Genomic DNA, 19,935 nt, shown 5'->3' with positions numbered 1-19,935 from the left:
TTATCAGGGAATATCTGGTTTGGACATCAATAAGTATTTCAAATGGGATCGCATCACAGAACGTGCTCGTTCCACATCCCGGTCTTGAATTGCGCTGACGAGTTCAAAGTGCTGCCAGATGATGCGGTCGTTCACGTCGTCTTCTAAAACGGGGGACTCTCTCGGAGGGTAAGATGTTTCAAAGAGCGTCGCTAATAGCTTCTGCATGTCCGCGATAAACGATGAACCTGACATTTCCAGAATCAGCCCATGGAATTGTCGTTCGAGTTCGGTGCGTTGTTTGCGGTTCTTCTTTTTACTCGCAATCAGTTTGAACTCTTCGGCCAGAGTTGCCAGTTGTTCGATTTGTTCCTCACTCGCATTTTTGACTGCCATTTCCACAGCACCCACTTCCAGGGCATAGCGGAACTGTGCGAGATCGGCCAGTTTTTCCTGTGACCTTGCCAGAGACGGCAGGCAGTTGGCCCAGACTTCGACCGGATCGGGATGGCGAACAATGAGTCCTTTTCGTTTACGGCCTTCCAGCAATCCCAGCGCACACAAACGATTCACAGCTTCGCGGGCGATTCGTCGCGAGACGTTGTATTCCTCTGCCAGTTCGGCTTCGGTGAGAAAAAAATCACCATCATTGAACTCAGCAGATTGGATCCGGTGTCGAATGCGTTCAGACAGTTCCAGTGCCAGTGAATTCTGTGGCTCTTTGGTTATAAGTGTCATTATAGTGTGTTTTTAACGATTTTATGATTGAAAAATGGATGTTTTTGATTATTATATGGCATTTAATAGCGGTGTCAAATTCAAAGGCAATAAAAACGAAATGACCCTCTTACAAGAACATACATTGAATTGCGAGATCCTCGTCGCCGGTGGTGGGATGGCGGGCTGCTGTTGTGCTATCGCTGCGGCCCGTTGTGGGGTCAAGGTCATTTTATGTCAGGATCGTTCTGTTCTTGGCGGAAATGCCTCAAGCGAAATTCGCATGCATATCGTCGGGGCGAATGGAACAGGCGGCTTTGATCGTGGGGTGGAGCTGGAAACAGAGGCCCGTGAAGGGGGAATCATCGAAGAGTTGCGGCTGGAAAATTGTGTTCGCAATCCTCAGCGGTCAGCTTCGATGTTTGATTTGATCTTATTTGAGAAATGCAAGACGGAGCCAAATCTCACTCTACTGCTCAATACTGCGGTGACCGCCGTCACGTTAAACGGTGATCAAATCGAGCATGCGATTGCAGAACGTCAAAGTTCCGAAGACCGTTTTACGATCAACGCAAAGGTTTTCATTGACTGCACCGGCGATGGTCGACTGGCAGCAGAGGCCAGAGCCCTGTTTATGGAGGGGCGAGAAGGGCGGCAGCAGTTCAACGAATCACTGGCTCCTGAAACGGCAGACAATCATCGCCTGGGTTCTACGATTTTGCTGCAGGCCCGCCGTCATGATCGACCGATGCCTTTTATCGCACCCGAGTGGGCGCGGAAGTTTGAAAAAAACGAATTGAAACGGCGACTCTATGCGACACCCGGTGAAGAGCAACCGACGCATGAATACGGTTACTGGTGGGCAGAGTGGGGCGGTGTACTGGATACGATCAAGCAGAACGAAGAGATCCGCGATGAGTTGTTAGCGGTCGTGATGGGGATCTGGGATCATGTGAAGAACGGGCCGCCGGGAACGCCTGCAGGAGACGATCCCTTTGAAGCAGCGCACTGGGCGCTGGATTGGTTTGGTTTTCTCCCCGGCAAACGTGAAAGCCGACGGTTCATCGGTCAACATATTCTGACCGAACAGGATCTGCTTACTTCACGCGACTTTCCCGATGCGATTGCCTTTGGCGGCTGGTCGCTCGATCTACATCCCCCGGAAGGCATCGACGCACCCGACCTTGAGCCCTGTACTCAACATCCGGTGCCCTCGCTGTATAATGTGCCTCTGTCTGCCTGTATTTCAAAAAATAGAGCTAATCTGATGTTTGCTGGCCGTAATATTTCGGCAACGCATGTGGCCTTCTCTTCTACCCGAGTGATGGCAACCTGTGCGGTGATCGGGCAGGGGGTTGGGACCGCAGCCGCGTTCGCGGTACAGCAGAAGTCGCCGCCGTCGGAATTAGTTTCGAATCAAGGTGTGATGGCACAAGTTCAGCAACAGTTGTTGCGGGAAGATGCGTATCTGGTCGGGATTCAGAATCAGGATCACAACGATCTTGCGCGAGCCGCATGTTTTTCAGCCAGCAGTGAGCAGGTTGGCTATGAAGCGGCGAATGTGGTTTCAGGTCAGACGCGCTGCGTGCACGGACCTGCGGGGGCACCGGAGGGCCGTGCGAATCCTGGAGGTCACCGCTGGTTGTCTGATCCCAAAGCGGGTTTACCTGCTACATTACAACTGGAGTGGGATGTGCCGATTCAACCGCGTGAAATTCAACTCATTTTTGATACGGGCTTGCATCGGCATCTGACACTCAGTCATCATGATGGATACACGTCAAAGATGCAGTGGGGAGATCCGCAGGTTGAAACGGTGCGCGATTATCGCATTGAAGCCTGTGATGGAAAAACCTGGTTTCTGTTAGCAGAGGTTGAAGGGAATTACCAACGTCGACGTATGCACGAAGTCGAACTAACATCGTCAGTGTCAGCAGTCCGTGTTGTTGTGACCGCATCGAATGGTGTCAACCATGCTCGGATTTGTGAAGTACGTGTTTACTGAGGACTGATTTTTTAACCACGAAATACACTAAATTCACGAAAACATTAATGATCATCCAATTAAAATATCTTTAATCGTGTGTGATACAATCTCTGCTGCTTTCAACAATTTCTCATATAGAAAAATTTCGTGTATTTCGTGGTAGTAATCTTTCCATTGATTCAGTTTGGGTAGTAACTTGATGCAACAGCGTTTGTTTTTGTATTTTCTGATGATCTGTATCGTTTCTACCATATTGTCATTTAAGACTGGTTTCGTTATGGCAATAGATTCAGAAGCTGAGGAAATGAAGATCGAAACCGAGGAGCTCTTTCCACGGATTCTGGGAGTGACGTTTTTTAGCCGGAATCTCAAGCAACGAAAACGGGCTGTGGTTGTCTTGCCCGAACATTGGCAACAGATCAAACCGGAAAAACGCCGCATGTTGGTGATTTTGCATGGTCGTGGTCGACATGAACTCTCATTAATTGAAGACAAGGCCGTTCGCAAGCAGTTACTCGATTCCGGTCTGTTTGTGATCCTGCCGGACGGCGATGATGGCTGGTATATTAATTCGCCGGTGCGCAAGTCGGACGTTTATGAAACATATCTGGAAGAAGTGCTGGCAGTCGTCACTCAGGAATTTCAGTTGCCCACTGCACGTCAACAATGGGCGATTGCCGGCTGGTCGATGGGGGGCTTTGGTTGTGTGAACTTCGCCGCACGTCATCCCGATCGATTTATTGCTGTCAGTTCGATGATTGGGTTACTCGATTTTCCGCGAACCGGCTTACCGAAAGGTCAGTCGTACCGTGTGCCCACCGCCCGCTTTGGTTCGGACGAAGCGGTCAGGAAACAGTTTAATCCCATTGAGCGGGCCGAGAAGCTGAAGGGGATGTCCGTGCTCATCATCACCGCTGACAAGGCATTCGACCGGACGATGAATGAACATTTTCGAGAACGGCTGATTGAACTGAAGCAACCACCCGAATGGATCATGCTTAAAGGGCGGCATACGTTTTCTGTAGTGAGTGAAGCCATTCCGCATGTGTTGGAGTTTACGAAACAGGCTCTACAATCCAAATAGGCTCTTTTAAGGAACCTTTGCAGTATTTCAGCGTGCCTTTATACTTATAGAGATTTTTGATTTTGATAAAATAAGTTTCTTATTTTTTGTTTGCACTTTTTGCCACCGCAAACAATACACTAATAACTAAAATGGTAAAAAATATAACCCTAACTAAAATCCTGACAATATTGTAGGGTTTCTTTTCAGTTGAATCCGAGTTGGGAATTGGAATATCAGGAGTTTCCATAAACTCAAACGCTGAAAAAACATATTCTGACAGGTTTCGATTTTTAATTAGAAGGCTGCTATCCATCAACTGTAATTCGTAAAGATAGCCATTTGCTATGAAAATTCGAATTATTCTAACGGAACTATTTTCCTTAAAACGAATATGAAATTGATAACAGGGAACTTTTCTGAAGGTGATCATTTCTCCGCTTTGTATTGAAATAGAATCCTGTTGATTAAAAGGACTCTGGATCTCTTTTATTAAAGATTCATTGAGCACGACACCTGCTGGAATTTTCTTTGCTGTGAATAAGAGCTTCGTCCCAATGTCATCATAAAACCCTGCCAGTGAATCAGGGGGTATCTCTTGTTCAATCCACTTAAATTGAGGCGATGGCAAGGTGAGTTTACAAGAATATTCTGGAAACTCCATTACGATTGGAGTTTCTTCATCAACCGAATTAAGGTTGAGTAATATTAATGAAGTGAATACAAAAAGCATGATTCTTTCTCGAAAATTTTTTTTATATTACTGAGATTTCATTTTGTTTGAAATGATATCTGACAGGAATTTGTAATCGGATTTACTATTTGTGGCTCACGAAATGATAACTCTAAGTCTTTAACAATTCATAGTTTCCACTCTTCAGAATTCATTCGAAATCTCTTTCCTGCCTTATTAAAAATATCTTTTTTAAAAAATGTGCGTTAGATTGGTGGGGTTTGATCTAATGAACTTACACGGTGTTTTGTTTTGACGTTGATTCATCGGCTTGAGGCCAGAGAAGGTTTTTCGTTTTGCAGAATCAGGAACTTGATGAAGAATACGTCGCTTTAATTGCAGGCAGTCAGCCTGTATTGCGCGGTTTATTGATGGCGTTGATTCGTCGGGCCGCGGACGTGGATGATGTGTTGCAGGAAACGAATACCGTTTTGTGGCGGAAGCGTACTGAGTATGACTGGCAGTTGGATTTCACGCCTTGGGCGTGTCGGATTGCTCAACTGCAGGCGATGGCGTTTTTTAAGCGGGTACGGAATCGCGGACAGGCGGCCCTCGATGATCGGACACTAGAGCAGATCGCCGTCATTGCCACACAGCAGGCGGTCAATACAAAATCACACGCTGAAGCGCTCGCGTATTGTATGGAAAAGCTCTCGCCGGAACATCGTCAGTTGGTAGAAAACCGATATTGTGAGTCGATGCCCGTGAATCAGATTGCTTCACAAGCAGGACGCTCGGCCGATGCAGTTTCGATGACCTTGTATCGGATTCGTAAGACACTGATGGAGTGTATTCAAAAGACGGTAGCCCAGGAGGCGCATTTATGAATCAACCCAATGATGCCATTCGCAAAGAACTGGAGGCTCTGACCTGCCGTCTCCTGGATAAGCAGTTGACTACGGATGAAGACGCGCGGCTGACCGAGATTCTCAATACATATCCCGATCTCATTAAAGATTATACGAATCAAATTCATCTCGATTCACTCTTGTCTGCCAGCTTGTATGAATCGGTCCCGGAAGGAATCAATGTTGTAGATCAGGAAAATTTATCTCACGAAAGTCAGACAACTCATTTGGGAATCCCTGCCGCGGAGCTCCCTGCTTCCCGTCGATTTTCTTTTCTGTCGCAAGGGATCGCGTTAGTCATGGTGGTTCTGTTGGTCAGTGCTGTTGTTTGGTTGAACCAGAAGGTACCGCCTCGACAAGAAAACCAAATCGCATCTCGCCCGGACTACGTCGGTATGCTACTCGATACGGAAGATGCGGTTTGGGGACATGACGATCTCGAAGAAGACATTCCCTATGGCACGCAGTTTAAAACAGGGCAATCTCTGTGGTTGAAATCGGGAATTGCCCGTATTCGTTTTCAGAGTGGTGCGGGAGTGGTATTAGAGGGACCAGCAAAAATTGAATTTCGTTCTCCTTTGAATGCACTGCTGCATCATGGAAAACTGGCTGCGTATGTACCTGATGAGGCGCAGGGGTTTTCTGTGGATACTTCCAAAATACGAATTGTTGACTTGGGAACGCGTTTTGGCACGGTTGTGGATCGGTCGGGCGAAGCGGAAGTGCATGTCTTTGAAGGCGAAGTTGATGTGAAACCAGTGACGTCCGCGAACAAGAAGCTTGCCAACCTCAAAGCCAGCCAGGCACTACGGTTTTCGAATGGAACAGTGCAGGGAGCAGAAATCAGTGTGACGCCAGCGAAGTTTGCGGATGTGCCGACGCTCGAACAACTTGTCGCGGCGAAGTCCGGAAACTATCCACCGCAAGAGACAATCCATTTTGAGAATCACCAGCCATTGAATCAAATTTCTCTGATCAAGGAGAATTCTGCTCTGCCTGAGGGAATTCTGGTGGGTGAGGATTTTGAATATCCGTCGACTTCGCTCTATCAACAAAACGGCGGTATCGGATTTGATCATGAAGGCTGGTGGGTTGATCAAAATTTCACCCGGTTGATGGTTCCTGAGAAACGAATGCAGTGGGAGGGACTGGATGGGGGACCGATGATCTTAGAGGCCCGCGGTCGCCATCATGCCTATCCCTCACTCGCACATCGGATGGCCCGCAAACTGGAAACACCACTTAAAGATGATTTCTATTTCAGCGTCCTGGTCCAATATCACGGCCTGGATGGAGATGACTTCTTCGGTCTCTGGTTTGATGATTCAAAGGGTCGTTTGGGAAACAGTCATTCCCTGGTGCCGAGTGTCGGGTTTAAAGAGGGGCAGTTCTTCGCTCGATTTACTGTGAAAGATGAAGTCTTATTTCAAGAGCCCGTCGATCATGAAACGTTTTTGCTGGTAGGCCATCTTGCCAGGAAAAATGCTCCTCATTTTAATCATCTGGAGTTCTGGGTGAACCCGGTTGGTGATCGGGTAGAAACCCCGGATGTTGTTGTAAACCTACCGAAAGAGGGGAAACTCCTGAAATCGATTAACGCTCTAGGCATGCGGATCGGGCAATATACTGAAGTGACCGATTCGCTTTTTCTGGATCGGCTCGTCATTGGTGATTCGTATGAAGCAGTCACACAACCTGCTGCTGTTCAGAAATAGTTTATCAATGTTTGTACTGAAAGTTTTGTGATGTTTTGCGCTGTGCGGGCTTTTCTTTTTAATACAAGACTACTTTCCATACTGGTTTGTGGGACGCTGCTCTCTCACATTCAGCAGATCTCGGGAGAGGAATCACGACTGGCACAGGGATTAGTCAATCCGACATTCGATTCACACAAAAAAGAACAACCGGGATTTGGCTGGAACGGAGGCTGGGTACTTTCGAAACAGCAACCGGCTCTGTTTGTCGATGTGAAGCAAAAGAAATCACAAAACAAACAGCAACAGGCCATTCAACATGAAGCGCTGATTCAAGGTTCCGGCAAACGCAATAATCCGTTGCGGAGAGAGTTGCAGGAAACCTATCAGGGGCAGGAACTGTTTCTGCGGTTTCGATTCCGTTATGCGGTCGATGAAAGATTGCGTGATCAGGGGGAATTTTTTGTGTTCTGGCTGGATCGTTATGAAGGCACTGATGAGGCGGTCCACGCTTCACACATTCCGAATATCGGCGTGCATGTGGCTGCCAGCGGTCCGCAAAAGGGGAAAGTCGTGTTTATGGTTCGAATTGGGAGTCATAAAACCGCCTGGAGTTCTGTTGAGCTGGAACGCGATCGGGATTACCAGATTGTTGGCAGATTATCGAAGCCGGAAAAATCCTTGCGTGCAGGGTTTACTCGATTTGATTTGTGGGTCGATCCGAAACCAGACGAATTCGACCAACCCGTGGCCACCGCGGTGAATCCGCAGAGTGTCAATGCGGTGCGTTGGGTCGGTTTTGCGACTGGGTATAAAACGGAAGTGGATGACCGGATTTATGTGAGTGATCTGGTATTGAGTCGCACCTGGAGTGATGTGCTCGATTTATCACCGTCACAAATTCCTTCAATGAATCAGAAAAAACAGCAAGCCTGGCAGTCGCAGGTTGATTTTCGTAAAGAAATTTATCCCTTACTCAAACAACGCTGTTTTTCCTGTCATGCGGGCACGAATCCCGATTCCGGATACAGACTGGATGTGTATGATGAATTGCTTGGGTTCAGTACCGGCGAAGAATTGATTGTGCCGGGGGAAAGCGCACAAAGTAAGCTGATTCAGTTAGTCTCCTCAAAAGTCGCCGAGGAACGCATGCCTCCTGTAGATTCAACGCAGCCGTTGTCTGAACAGGAAATTGCTTTACTAAGCGCCTGGATTGATCAGGGGGCAAAATGGGATCATCAGCTACTACCGACGCCTAAAGCCGAATCCGATCATTGGGCCTTTCAAATCATTAAGCGTCCCGTAGTGCCCGTGATGCAAAACTCCAAACGCGTGCGTACGCCCGTAGATGCGTTTATCGAGCGCGCGTATCAGAAACAGGGCATTCAACCCGCTCCCGAAGCCGACAAGGGAACATTGATTCGGCGACTCTATCTGGATCTGATCGGTTTACCGCCAACGGCAGAGCAAATCGAGACGTTTGTGAACGATACGGATCCCCGCGCGTATGAAAAACTGGTCGATCGCTTATTGGCATCGAAACATTATGGCGAACGTTGGGCGCGGTACTGGCTCGACCTCACGCGCTGGGCGGAGAGTCACGGTTACCAGCATGATCTGCCGCGACCTTATGCCTGGCGGTATCGTGATTATGTCATTGAGAGTTTTAATAACGATAAACCCTTTGATCAGTTCATCAGAGAGCAGTTGGCGGGAGATGAACTGAAGCCCTATGCAGACGAGCATGTGATCGCGACCGGTTTTTTAGCATCGGCTCGAATCAGCGGCAATCAGATGGATAAGGCGGCACAGCGAAATGATGTGCTGGTGGATATTGTGAATGTCACCAGCAGTGCGCTGCTTGGTCTGACCCTGGAATGTGCTCAATGCCACAACCATAAATTTGATCCATTGACACAGCGTGACTATTATCGGCTGCAGGGCTTTTTTGTGAATGGTCAATTGGGGAACCTGTCACTTCAGGGTGAATCGCTTTCCAACCCTACTGACATGAAAGCGTGGATGCCGAAAGGGACGTTTGATTTTTATCAACGCGAAGCGAAGAAGCTAATCAAACAGAAGCGATTTCAGCACACGACGAAACCGCATACCTGGGGCTATTATTCTCCGTTAACAGGGCATGGAAACATCGAGCGGCTGCCGGTAGTCAACCGTGATCCGATCCCGTATTCCAAAGAACGCTTGAAACTGACCAAATCGCAAATCCTGATTCGCGGCGATGTGCACAAGCGGGGACCGGAAGTAGGAAAAGGCTGGCCGGCGGTACTGGGGGCCACTTCGAAATCGTCAGAAACGATGTCACGGACCGCACTGGCGGACTGGATGACGGACCGGAAGAATCCGCTGGTATCCCGCGTGTGGGTCAATCGGCTCTGGCAGTATCATTTCGGACGGGGTCTGGTGGCAACCCCCAGTGATTTTGGTGTACAGGGCGAGAAACCGACACATCCCGAGTTGCTGGACTGGCTCGCGGCTGAGTTGATGGATCAGGGCTGGAGCACGAAGCACATTCATCGGCTGATTGTGCTTTCATCAACCTATCGGCAGGCACGTTCCTTTAACGAAACCAACTTAAAACAGGATCCCGAGAATCGACTGCTCTGGAGCTGGCCTCGTCGTCGGCTGGAAGCGGAAGCGATTCGCGATTCGATTTTATGTGCGACGGGTGAACTCAAACGCGATCTCGGAGGACCGAGCGTGCCGCAGGAACGCGAAGAGGAAAATTTGCGACGTACAATTTATCTGTTTCAGCGGCGGAGTGAAAAGCCGTCCGTGATGGCGATGTTTGACGCGCCGGACAGTATCGCCAGTTGTTCCCGTCGGCAGGTGTCGACCGTCGCGCTGCAACCTCTCTTTATGTTGAACAGCCAGTTTATGGATCGACGGGCGCAGGTCCTGGCGAAAACGATTGTTGAGGAAGCCGGCGATCATCACGGTCAACAGGTCGAGCGTGCGTTTTTACGAGTATTGGGTCGCAAGCCGACTGCACAGGAACAGAAGCGTGCGCTGCTCTTTTTTGAAGGAGAGAAACCTGTTGATAACCAGAAACGTCGGCTATCGATGCTCTGTCACGCGTTGCTGAATTTGAACGAGTTTATGTACATCCCTTAATTCAGAGATTTTTAATGTTATCTGATGAAATGAATCAAAATTGGTTTTCTCCCGGCATCGATCGACGATTTGTGAGTCGGCGTGAAATGCTGGGGCAGAGTGTGCTCGGCTTTGGTGCAGTGGGATTATTGTCTTTGCTGGCCGATGAAGGGCTGTTGTGTGCAGAAGAGGGAACTCACATCAGTAGCGGCGAACGTCATTTTCCCGCGACCGCTAAAAGTGTGATCTTTCTCTTTATGTCGGGAGCACCGAGTCAGGTTGATACGTTTGATCCGAAGCCATTGCTTACCGAACTGGAAGGGCAGGCGGTCCCTCCGAGTATTGCCGCCCGCGTACCAAACATTCCGCGTGCGGGCCTGGGTTCCAAGCTGATGGCATCACCGTTTTTATTCAAACGATATGGTGAGAGTGGCATTCCCGTTTCGAATCTGTTTCCCGAGACCGCACAGATGATTGATGAAATTTGTGTCTTGCGGTCGGTAAATCATCGGGTGCCCGTACATGGACCGGGAGAGTGTATTGCGTTGACTGGTTCGGCCATTGGTGATCGACCCAGTCTGGGTGCCTGGATGACGTATGGGCTGGGAAGTGAAAGCCGCGATCTGCCAGGGTTTATTTCGATGCTTTCCAACAGTACCGGTCCCGCCCCGCAGACACCGGGTTGGGGGGCAGGGTTTTTACCATCGCGATTCCAGGGGACACTGGTGGATGGAAAGCGGGGGATTCCGTATACCCAGATGCCGTCCGGTTATTCGAATCAGAATCGCCGTCAGCAACTCGATTTCATCAAATGGATGAATCAGGAGCATCTGGCGCAGCTCGGTCAGGATTCTGAACTGGAAGCGCGGATTGCCTCTTACGAACTCGGGTTCCGCTTGCAAACCTCCGCACCGGAAGTCTTTGATCTGGAGAGCGAAACGGCTGAGACTGCCAAACTGTATGGTCTGGATGATAAGCCGACTGCGGAATTTGGCAGGCATTGTCTGATTGCGCGTCGACTCGTGGAGCGCGGTGTAAGGGTAGTGCAATTACGAAATGGAGGTTGGGACGCTCATGGTTCGCTCAAGGCCAATCATCTGAAACGGTCCCGGGCGACGGATCGACCAATTGCGGGTTTGCTCAAAGATTTGAAACAGCGCGGTTTACTGGAGGAGACTCTGGTGATCTGGGGAGGCGAATTTGGACGAACGCCGACCACGGAAGGCTCTGCAAAGGGGGACCGCCGCGGCCGCGACCATTTACCGACGACCTATTGTATGTGGATGGCCGGAGGAGGCATGAAGGGGGGCCAGATCATTGGCAGAACGGACGACCTGGGATACACGCCCGTCGAACGTCCCGTCTCTCCCACCGATCTACACGCCACACTGCTTCACGCATTGGGTATCGATCAGCACAAACTGTTTTACATGCATAATAATCGAAAAGAAATCGCCACCGTATTAGGGGGTGAAGTCATTAATGAGGTGTTTTAGTTCCGATTTTCATAATCGTTTTTAAATCTTATCGAAGGAAGAAATCATGAGTTCATCAGGCAGAAGAGAGCGGCATGGCTTTACTCTGATTGAATTGCTGGTGGTGATTGCCATTATTGCCATTTTAATCGCATTATTATTACCGGCAGTCCAACAGGCGCGCGAAGCCGCGCGTCGCAGTACATGCAAGAATCAATTAAAGCAAATTGGCCTGGCGTTACATAACTATCATGAGACTCATCGGATCTTTCCGCAAGGGGGCTATGGGCAATCGATTGGTTCGGGAACCGGTAGTTCGACGGCCAATAACGTGAGTATGAGCTTTCTTGTGATGATTCTTCCGTTTGTGGATCAGGCGCCTTTGTATCAAACGTTTAATCTCAATCGTGGCTATGCGTTTTCCGATAATCGGCAAGCCTGTCTGAACGTGCCACCGGTTTATCATTGTCCTAGTTCCAATAAAACGAAATCCACGCATACGAGTGAAGTCTTTAATTCCACACCGACATTCGCGTCACACTATGTCGGCAACATGGGGCCGGTGGGAACGAATGCAACTTCTTCGGCACCTTATCCGCTGGAGTGTGAAAACCCCTCATCGGGTACTTCGATTCCCAATTGCCGGAGTGGAAATGATGTTTCCAATCTGGGAGTCTTAGGTGGCCCTCGTTCCCAGGTGCGGCTGCGGGATATCCTGGATGGCTCTTCCAATACCATTATGGTCGGAGAAATGTCTGCCCATAAATATCTGGCCGAAGCGATTGCCCCTCGGTCCTGGAATCGTGGCTGCCATAATGATTCATGTGGTAGCAGTAAGAACGTGAAGTTTGGAATTAACGTGCACGGATTCGTTTCCGGCGAATTCAATAATATGAGCTTCGGTAGCACGCACGAAGGGGGCGCTCACATTCTGATGAGTGATGGCAGCGTGCATTTTGCTTCCGAAAATATCGATTTGAATGTGTATCTGGCGACAGCCAGCCGCGAAGGGGGCGAAACCAATACGCTTGAGTTCTAATCGTATCGATTCAATCTGCATCTCTCCTGAAGTTGTTTCTCGTGAGATGCTTTTTTCATTAAAACCTATAACTGAGTTGGTAGTCTGATCATGTTTCATTTGAATGTTTCCAAGCTGACAGTGATGTTATTGGGCGGTCTGTGTTGCTTGTTAAGCCAAAGCTGTGGATCAAGCGGGGGAAGTGAAACATTGTATGATGTTTCAGGGACGGTGACTTATGCCGGCAAACCCGTTCCCTATGGTTCTGTGTTGTTCGTCGCAGATGCTGACGAAGGAAATACCGGACCTCAAGGTGTAGCGTCGATTGAAGATGGTAAGTTTGATACGGCGAAAGCAGGGCGGGGCGTCGTTGGCGGCGCGTATACGGTCATCATCAAGGGACGCAGTACACAGTCTTCACAAGAAGAGGACGAAGGGGGCGCAGATCCCCCTCTCTTTTCCGATTTCCAAACTACGGCCGTCTTTCCCGAAGAGAACTCAGTCCAGAAATTCGAGGTACCGGAGAACCGAACACAAAGCAACGAATAATTGCGTTTCCGTCTTACAGATTGAACTCGATACCTTGTGCAAGTGGCAGTTCGGTTGAATAATTAATCGTGTTTGTTGTGCGTCGCATGTAGGCTTTCCAGGAGTCAGAGCCTGACTCACGCCCTCCGCCGGTCTCCTTTTCACCTCCAAAGGCGCCGCCAATTTCTGCGCCACTGGGGCCGACATTCACGTTGGCGATGCCACAGTCTGATCCGACGGGTGAAATGAACAATTCTGCTTCCCGGATATCATTTGTCATGATGGCTGAGGAGAGCCCTTGCGGAACCTGGTTGTGCATTTCGAATGCTTCTTCCAGCGTGCGATAGCGCATGACATAGAGAATGGGGGCGAACGTCTCCTGTTGCACGATTTCGGTCTGGCTGTGCATCTCCACAATTGCCGGATGCACATAACAGCCACCCGCGGGAACATCTTCCAGGATCGGGTTCCCATAATGGACTGTGCCCCCCTGACTTTCAGCGGTTCGCAGCGCGTCTTGCATGGCATCCAGGGCAGCCTGATCAACGAGGGGACCGACCAGCGTGCCGGCACTCAAGGGATTTCCGATGGGTAATCGCTGGTAGGCATTCTTGAGCGAATCTAGTAATTGATCGGCAAGCGTTTCGTGCACAATGAGGCGACGCAGTGTGGTGCAACGTTGACCACAGGTGCCAACGGCGGAGAAGAGCGCGGAGCGAACCGTCATTTCCAGATCTGCGGATTCGGTGACGATCATGGCGTTGTTACCTCCTAATTCCAGCAGGCTGCGTCCCAGGCGACCGGCGACAGTTTTGGCGACGGCGCGGCCCATGGGGATCGATCCCGTTGCCGAGATGAGAGGGATTTCCTGATGCTCGGTTAACGCTTTGCCAATTTCCGCGCGTCCTATGAGCAGGTTCGAGATGCCATCGGGGACCTCGGGAAAATCCTGCGCGACATTATTGACGATTTGCTGACAGGCAATCGCACACAGCGGCGTTTTTTCTGAGGGTTTCCAGATCACCGAATCACCGCACACAAAGGCTAGCATCGAGTTCCACGCCCAGACGGCAACTGGGAAATTAAACGCACTGATGACTCCGATGGGACCCAATGGATGCCATTGTTCCATCAGGCGGTGCCCCGGACGTTCGCTGGCGATGGTATATCCATAAAGTTGACGGCTCAAGCCGACCGCAAAATCGCAGATGTCGATCATCTCCTGGACTTCTCCTAACGCTTCCTGCGTGATCTTGCCTGCTTCCCAACTGACGATGGCGGCCAGATCCGCTTTGTGTTCGCGCAGGGCTTCGCCGATTAAGCGTACGAATTCACCGCGTTGGGGGGCGGGGACTTGTCGCCATTTCAGAAAGGCATTTTTGGCGGTGTCGACAACCAGACCGACATCGCCGAGCGTGGCTTCCTGTAACGTGACCAACGTCTCGCCGTCAATCGGCGATTTTCCTGTCAGGACTTCTCCCGCGCCCGCTTGCCAGGTGGTTCCGATGCCAACTGCGGAGGGCTGACCGGGAATGCCGATACGTTGTAAGACATCTTGTATTGAATGAGTCATAGTTTAGCTCACTTGATAAAATTCGATTTTTCAGAGAGAAGACTGTCTGTCTGATAGTAACGACCAAATCGGTTATTGATAAACAGATCGAACGGCACATCTTCCTGTTTGAGAAACCCGGTTCCGTTTATCTGATCCTGCTGAACCAGATCGACGACCGCGCAGATGCCGGCTCCTGTGGTCAATTGAATTGCACTCCACTGTTCTCCTTTGACTTCCTGCGCATAGAGTTTGCGCAAGTCGCTTTTTTCGACAAATTGTCCGTTTCGTTTTCCCGTGACGGTGCAGAATACGATCACGACATCCTGGAATGTGATGGGAATCGCGTGTTCCATCACATCTTTCAGTAATTCACGCCGGTCTGCGAGCCTGAGATCCTGTAGCAGGAACTTCATTAACATGTGATGGCCGGGGTAACGAATGGTTTTGTAATTCAATTCGCGAACCTGTCCATGCATGGTTTCGCATAACGTTCCCAGGCCTCCGGAAGTATTAAATGCCTCATAGACATTGCCATCGAGGGTAAACTGTTCCAGTCCTTCTAGCGGGAGCCGATTCTTGATTTCGTGCGCGTGGATCTCTTCGCACGGATTACAATATTCATTAATCAGGCCGTCGGTAGACCAGGTGAGATTATAGGAAAGCGCATTGGTCGGATGTTGTGGCAACGCGCCGACGCGCATGCGAATGGTATCGATCTCATCAAACCATTCCATCACATGTTTTGAAACAATCGTCACAAAGCCGGGAGCCAGACCACATTGAGGAACAAACACCTGACCGGGGACGGCATCGTTGGCGATCTCTTTGACGGCGACCGTTGTCTGCCGGTCTTCGGTGAGATCAAAATAGTTAATGCCTGCTTCTAACGCAGCGCGGGCGACGCCCGGATTTTCTCGAAAACTTAACGCCGAAATGACTGCGGTGCAGCCTTGCATCATGTGCACCAGGTCCGCATGCGAGTCGGCATTCAGGGCATGGGTTTCAGCGGAAGGAATGCGTTTCTGTATTCGTTCTAACGCCGCGGGAACGCGGTCCGCGATTCGCAGTTGATAATCACCGGAATCGTTAAGCAAGGATGCAATCATGCGTCCGATTTTTCCCGCGCCGATGAGTAAGATGGTTTGAGACATTCCAGGTCCTCCAGACGTGAATTCAAGATGTGGTATTCTCAGTAGAACAGTCTCTACTCAATTATATACGTTGGAAAAGTCGTTTCTGATTGAGTTACGATTTTACGGATAATTATCGTATTAAAAGAGAAAGGTGACTTGACTCTCAATTCTGAGAGGAAAGAATAAAATTTGAAGGAGATAAAACATGTCTGGCGAACAACTTGCAACTTATGACTGGAAACGCTTTCCCGAGACAGCCGACTTTCTGAATGAGCGGATTGTCACGTTTTCTCAACAATCTCCCACCCTCGGAAAATTTGCGAATGATTTGCAAGCGAAAACGGGGACTCGCTTGATTGATTGGGTGGATCATCTCGAATTGCAGTGGTCCGATGAATTGGAGGCGACCCTGGTTCGTTTGGGATATGAAGAAATAACCGATGTTCGATTCAAATTGTTTCAACATCCGGCCGCGCATTTTCCGCCGATTCAATCCAGTTCCTCATCCGCAGAACGACTGTTTCTGCGCGTGGAATCTGTGGCGGATTTCCTGGCCATTCATCAATACTCACTGCAACTTCCGATTGAAGGGGAAATCGGTGCTGCGGTGCGACATCGACTGGCGTTTCAGGAAAACGATTTTGAGCTGCATGCCATTGAACGGCACGGTGTTCGTCTTGATTCCGTGGAGAGATCTTTTCAGACTGACCCGGAAGATCTGCTCTCTCATACCGAAGCCTTTCGTCTTCGCAAACGTGATTTTTCAGATGATGTTGCTGGATTCGAACATGCCGAGTCACTGATTAAAATTGCGATTGAAGATTTGGGAGTGGATCGCACCTGCGATCTCTTTTTTGCTGCCGAGCGTGCTTACTGGCAACAACGCAATGCCGTGGCCCGCATTCAAAAAGCCCGCCAGGATACAATGGGTTTGGGTTGGGCGAATCACGACCACCATACCTATCGCTCCAGTCGCCAACATTTTCAACGATTAATTGCGATATTTGAGTTACTGGGGTTTGACCTGCGCGAGCGTTTTTATGCGGGCAAAGAAGCGGGCTGGGGGGCTCAAGTATTGGAGCATCCCACAACAGGAGTCGTGATCTTTGCCGACGTCGATTTGTCGCCAGAAGAAGTCTCACAGGACTTTGCACACGAACCATTGCCGGAACTGGAGGAACTGGGAACGGTGGGACTCTGGTGCCGTCTACATGGCGAGGCATTTCTGCAGGCGGGCATGCATCACCTCGAATGCCTGTTCGACTTCGACGCGGCCCGCGATCAACTGGCGGCCGAAAATGAAGTCAAAACGATGAAACCGTTTACGGATCTGCCGCATCTCAAGCAGGCGTTTACCGCCGGTGAAATCTGGCCGGTTGAAGAAACGCGGATTGCTTCACTGCTTGAAGAAGGTTTGATTTCCGCAGAAGAGGCCGACCGCTTCTGCAGGGAAGGCGCGATCGGATCTCACATGGAAATTCTGCAACGTGAAGAGGGTTTCAAAGGCTTTAATCAGACAGGGATTAATGACATCATTCTGGAAACGAACCCGCTGAAAATTCATCAGCCGTGAGTTTGGGAATTGGAATTTGTACTACCACGAAATTCACGAAACACACGAAAAATATTTGATGAGTCCAATCGGTTTCCTAAAGAGTGGCCAGCTCAATTCAGAACAGGTAGGGGCGGACCCATGTGTCCGCCCGTGGTCGTAGAGGTATCGTTGTGATTTGAGATCTTATCATCGATGCGGTTATGTTTCGTTTTGAAATGCGCGAAAGTGGGATAGCGGCGGGCGAACACATGGGTTCGCCCCTACATTTTGTTTTTATCGTTGGGCAATGTTTGGTTCCGTAATGAATTGCCACGAAACAAAGGTAGATAGATAAAGTCGTCAGGTCCAGTAGAAGCGAGACCTTGATTCCATAAGCATTTCATAAGGAATTCAGACTTCAGGCAATTCCCAGGGCTTGCGCCATTCTTTGCGGCCGCGGAGTTGGTTGGCTTCGTTGTCATTCACGAATGTTTCTGTTTTAGGGTCGAGAACAAGCGTTCGACCAACGCGGGCGGCGATGTTGCCGGCGTGGCAGAGGACGGAAGCGGGGTGTCCCACGCTTTCCAGGTCACAGACCGGTTTGTTTCGGGTTTTGATGCAGTCCAGGAAGTTTGCTACGTGAGCTGCGGCGTCGCTGCCCCCTTTGACTTCCTTGATTAACTTACCGCGGTTTCCGTAGACGCGCCAACGGCTGTTGCCGATGGTCATGTGGGCTTTGTCGCCGTAGATCACAGCACCTTCGGATTCGCCGTGGTAATGATAGGGAGCCCAGATCCGCATTTCATAGGTCAGGATTTTCGGTGTCTTGCTCGTGTATTCATAGGTGACCTGCAAGGTGTCGGGCCATTCCTGCATATCGTCGAAATACCATTTTCCGCCGGTCGCTGAAATTTTTGTGGGGAGTGAGACCGCTTCGTCTCCCTGTGCTTCACAGGCGGCATTGAGGGCGGCGAACGCCATGTCGAGTCGATGCACGCCATCATTGCCCAAGTCTCCGGTGCCGTAATCGTGGAACCAGCGCCAGCGGCCATGAAATCGATTTCGGTTGAACGGCCGTTTGGGGGCGGAACCGAGCCACATGTCGTAGTCAACAGTTTTGGGGGGAGTGCTGTCGGGTGGGTTTCCGATATTTCCCTGACGCGTGCTTTCCCAGGCTTTCGCGACGAGGCAACATCCGAGTGCACCGCTGCGGATATATTCGAGGGCGGATTTTAAGCGTTCTGTGGAACGATGCTGGGAGCCCATCTGCACAATGCGTTTGTGCTTTTTCAGCGCAGCCACCATGCGTTGGCCTTCCACAATATTGTGGCCGTCCGGTTTTTCGACATAGACGTCTTTCCCGGCCTGACAGGCGAGGATGGTCGGAATGGCGTGCCAATGGTCGGGGGTTCCCACCACGATGGCATCAATGCTGTTGTCGTCGATCAGGTGACGAAAGTCCTGAAAGACCTGGGGTTGTTTGCCCTGTAACTTGGTGACCGTTTCGACGGTATTTCCCAGACGGGCTGAATCAATCTCGGCGATTGAGACAATTTCCGCGTTCTGATTCGCGGCAAAGTATTTATTGAGCGCAGACGCACGGCCCGCAGCCCCGATCATACCAACGCGAATACGTTCGCTGGCGGAGGCCTTCGCGACTTCATCCAGAGCGATTGTGGCAGTGATTCCCGCGGCGGAATTTTGTAGAAACTTTCTGCGATCCATGAGATTCTCTCCAGGTGGGCTAAACGGTTCAGGAGGAAAGTTTAAGTGAAGGTGTGTGTTCTGCGTGTTGTTCATTATAAGAACCAGATTCGACAGTGCAAAATAAATCTTACTCATTTCAAGAATCAGCCTCGGTTTGCACTACTGCCGGATTTTCATCTCAGGCGCTGGAATGCGATCAACTACAATGAATGAATCCGAATGGAATCTGAGCTGGGCGTTGTACGCAGAAAATAAAAGCCTACTACATGCTCTGTCTGTCATTTTAGTGGGTCTGTTTCAGCAGGAGAATTACATTGCTGGTCTGGTTTGTCCTGATTGATTGTTTGATGAGCTTCTTTTCAACGACGTCACATTTTGGTGAACTGCATGAGGCGGTCAAGCGAAGTTTATGCGCCTTAATGTCTCGGTTATGGTATTTGCGCGTTCGCGCAGGTCATGGTTTTGGTAAAGAACGGACCATTTGGGATCAAAATGGTAGTGAGCATCGAGAACTGAACTTGAGAAGGTCTTTGCAAAATTTCGAATGCCTAGCGGGTTTTATGGTGAAAGTATTCGCAGCTGCGAAAGTCATTACTATCCGAAAAAACGTTGCCTCGCGCGCGCGACGCAGAAACGGAGTTTCGCGAGAGGCACGGCTGTGTCAAGGTGTGGTTTGTCTCTTGGAAAACGAGAGGTTTTGGAGCCGTGAAAATATCAAGACGACTTATTGATTTTAAATACAGGTGTTGAAATCTAACGGAAATGGGGGAAGGGATTAATTTTAGTTCATTAAGGAAATAGAAGAGGGGGTTTTCTTTTAGTTTGTTGGGGCCGATTATTGCGGGCATTCTGT

Annotated in this window: 16 protein-coding genes; 11 read left to right on the top strand and 5 right to left on the bottom strand. The window is 49.8% G+C overall.

The features are described from left to right. Positions 1-3 precede the first annotated feature (3 nt). Positions 4-717 (bottom strand): FadR/GntR family transcriptional regulator, encoded by a 714-nt coding sequence (locus V202x_RS16090; protein ID WP_145177007.1) that lies wholly within the window; start codon positions 715-717, stop codon positions 4-6. Between the two features lie 34 nt (positions 718-751). Between V202x_RS16090 and V202x_RS16085 the strand changes: the two genes are divergently transcribed. Together V202x_RS16085 and V202x_RS16080 are read left to right on the top strand one after the other, a co-directional pair. Further along, positions 752-2,701: an FAD-dependent oxidoreductase gene (locus V202x_RS16085; RefSeq protein ID WP_232098526.1), complete on the top strand. Its 1,950-nt coding sequence runs from the start codon at positions 752-754 to the stop codon at positions 2,699-2,701. Positions 2,702-2,987: 286 nt separating this feature from the next. Continuing rightward, entirely contained in the window at positions 2,988-3,767 is a 780-nt protein-coding gene (locus V202x_RS16080) for an alpha/beta hydrolase (protein ID WP_197992922.1), read from the top strand. Positions 3,768-3,846: 79 nt separating this feature from the next. On the opposite strand, the gene V202x_RS16075 is transcribed toward V202x_RS16080, so the two are convergent. After that, complete coding sequence (locus tag V202x_RS16075; protein ID WP_145177000.1) at positions 3,847-4,479, bottom strand: hypothetical protein; 633 nt, start codon at positions 4,477-4,479, stop codon at positions 3,847-3,849. Positions 4,480-4,775: 296 nt separating this feature from the next. Between V202x_RS16075 and V202x_RS16070 the strand changes: the two genes are divergently transcribed. The 6 genes from V202x_RS16070 to V202x_RS16045 all read left to right on the top strand — a co-directional run bounded on the left by V202x_RS16070 (position 4,776) and on the right by V202x_RS16045 (position 13,174). Continuing rightward, entirely contained in the window at positions 4,776-5,306 is a 531-nt protein-coding gene (locus V202x_RS16070; protein ID WP_145176997.1) for a sigma-70 family RNA polymerase sigma factor, read from the top strand. After that, complete coding sequence (locus tag V202x_RS16065) at positions 5,303-7,042, top strand: FecR domain-containing protein (RefSeq protein WP_145176994.1); 1,740 nt, start codon at positions 5,303-5,305, stop codon at positions 7,040-7,042. The genes V202x_RS16070 and V202x_RS16065 overlap by 4 nt, the downstream gene beginning before the upstream one ends. Before the next feature lie 30 nt (positions 7,043-7,072). Further along, positions 7,073-10,153 carry a PSD1 and planctomycete cytochrome C domain-containing protein gene (locus V202x_RS16060; RefSeq protein WP_145176991.1) on the top strand — a complete coding sequence of 1,027 codons (3,081 nt, stop codon included), beginning with the start codon at positions 7,073-7,075 and terminating at the stop codon, positions 10,151-10,153. A 14-nt stretch (positions 10,154-10,167) separates the two neighbouring features. Continuing rightward, entirely contained in the window at positions 10,168-11,628 is a 1,461-nt protein-coding gene (locus V202x_RS16055; protein WP_232098525.1) for a DUF1501 domain-containing protein, read from the top strand. 46 nt (positions 11,629-11,674) lie between these two features. After that, complete coding sequence (locus tag V202x_RS16050) at positions 11,675-12,646, top strand: DUF1559 domain-containing protein (protein ID WP_145176988.1); 972 nt, start codon at positions 11,675-11,677, stop codon at positions 12,644-12,646. A 90-nt stretch (positions 12,647-12,736) separates the two neighbouring features. After that, positions 12,737-13,174, top strand: coding sequence for a hypothetical protein (locus V202x_RS16045; protein WP_145176985.1), 438 nt, complete (start codon positions 12,737-12,739; stop codon positions 13,172-13,174). A 13-nt stretch (positions 13,175-13,187) separates the two neighbouring features. On the opposite strand, the gene V202x_RS16040 is transcribed toward V202x_RS16045, so the two are convergent. Continuing rightward, entirely contained in the window at positions 13,188-14,726 is a 1,539-nt protein-coding gene (locus V202x_RS16040; protein ID WP_145176982.1) for an aldehyde dehydrogenase family protein, read from the bottom strand. An 8-nt stretch (positions 14,727-14,734) separates the two neighbouring features. Beyond that, complete coding sequence (locus V202x_RS16035; protein WP_145176979.1) at positions 14,735-15,859, bottom strand: saccharopine dehydrogenase family protein; 1,125 nt, start codon at positions 15,857-15,859, stop codon at positions 14,735-14,737. A 187-nt stretch (positions 15,860-16,046) separates the two neighbouring features. Between V202x_RS16035 and V202x_RS16030 the strand changes: the two genes are divergently transcribed. Beyond that, positions 16,047-17,414: a hypothetical protein gene (locus V202x_RS16030; protein WP_145176976.1), complete on the top strand. Its 1,368-nt coding sequence runs from the start codon at positions 16,047-16,049 to the stop codon at positions 17,412-17,414. A gap of 372 nt (positions 17,415-17,786) precedes the next feature. Here V202x_RS16030 and V202x_RS16025 read toward each other — a convergent pair whose 3' ends face one another. Then, positions 17,787-19,100 carry a Gfo/Idh/MocA family protein gene (locus tag V202x_RS16025; protein ID WP_197992921.1) on the bottom strand — a complete coding sequence of 438 codons (1,314 nt, stop codon included), beginning with the start codon at positions 19,098-19,100 and terminating at the stop codon, positions 17,787-17,789. Positions 19,101-19,272: 172 nt separating this feature from the next. Between V202x_RS16025 and V202x_RS27565 the strand changes: the two genes are divergently transcribed. Then, positions 19,273-19,422: a hypothetical protein gene (locus V202x_RS27565; protein WP_197992920.1), complete on the top strand. Its 150-nt coding sequence runs from the start codon at positions 19,273-19,275 to the stop codon at positions 19,420-19,422. Further along, positions 19,397-19,813, top strand: coding sequence for a hypothetical protein (locus tag V202x_RS16020; RefSeq protein WP_197992919.1), 417 nt, complete (start codon positions 19,397-19,399; stop codon positions 19,811-19,813). The genes V202x_RS27565 and V202x_RS16020 overlap by 26 nt, the downstream gene beginning before the upstream one ends. Positions 19,814-19,935: the final 122 nt, after the last annotated feature.

The organism is Gimesia aquarii, from assembly GCF_007748175.1.
Lineage (GTDB): Bacteria > Planctomycetota > Planctomycetia > Planctomycetales > Planctomycetaceae > Gimesia > Gimesia aquarii_A.
The sequence above is the reverse complement of the archived record's forward strand: the minus strand, read 5'-3'. Positions and strand labels throughout refer to the sequence as shown.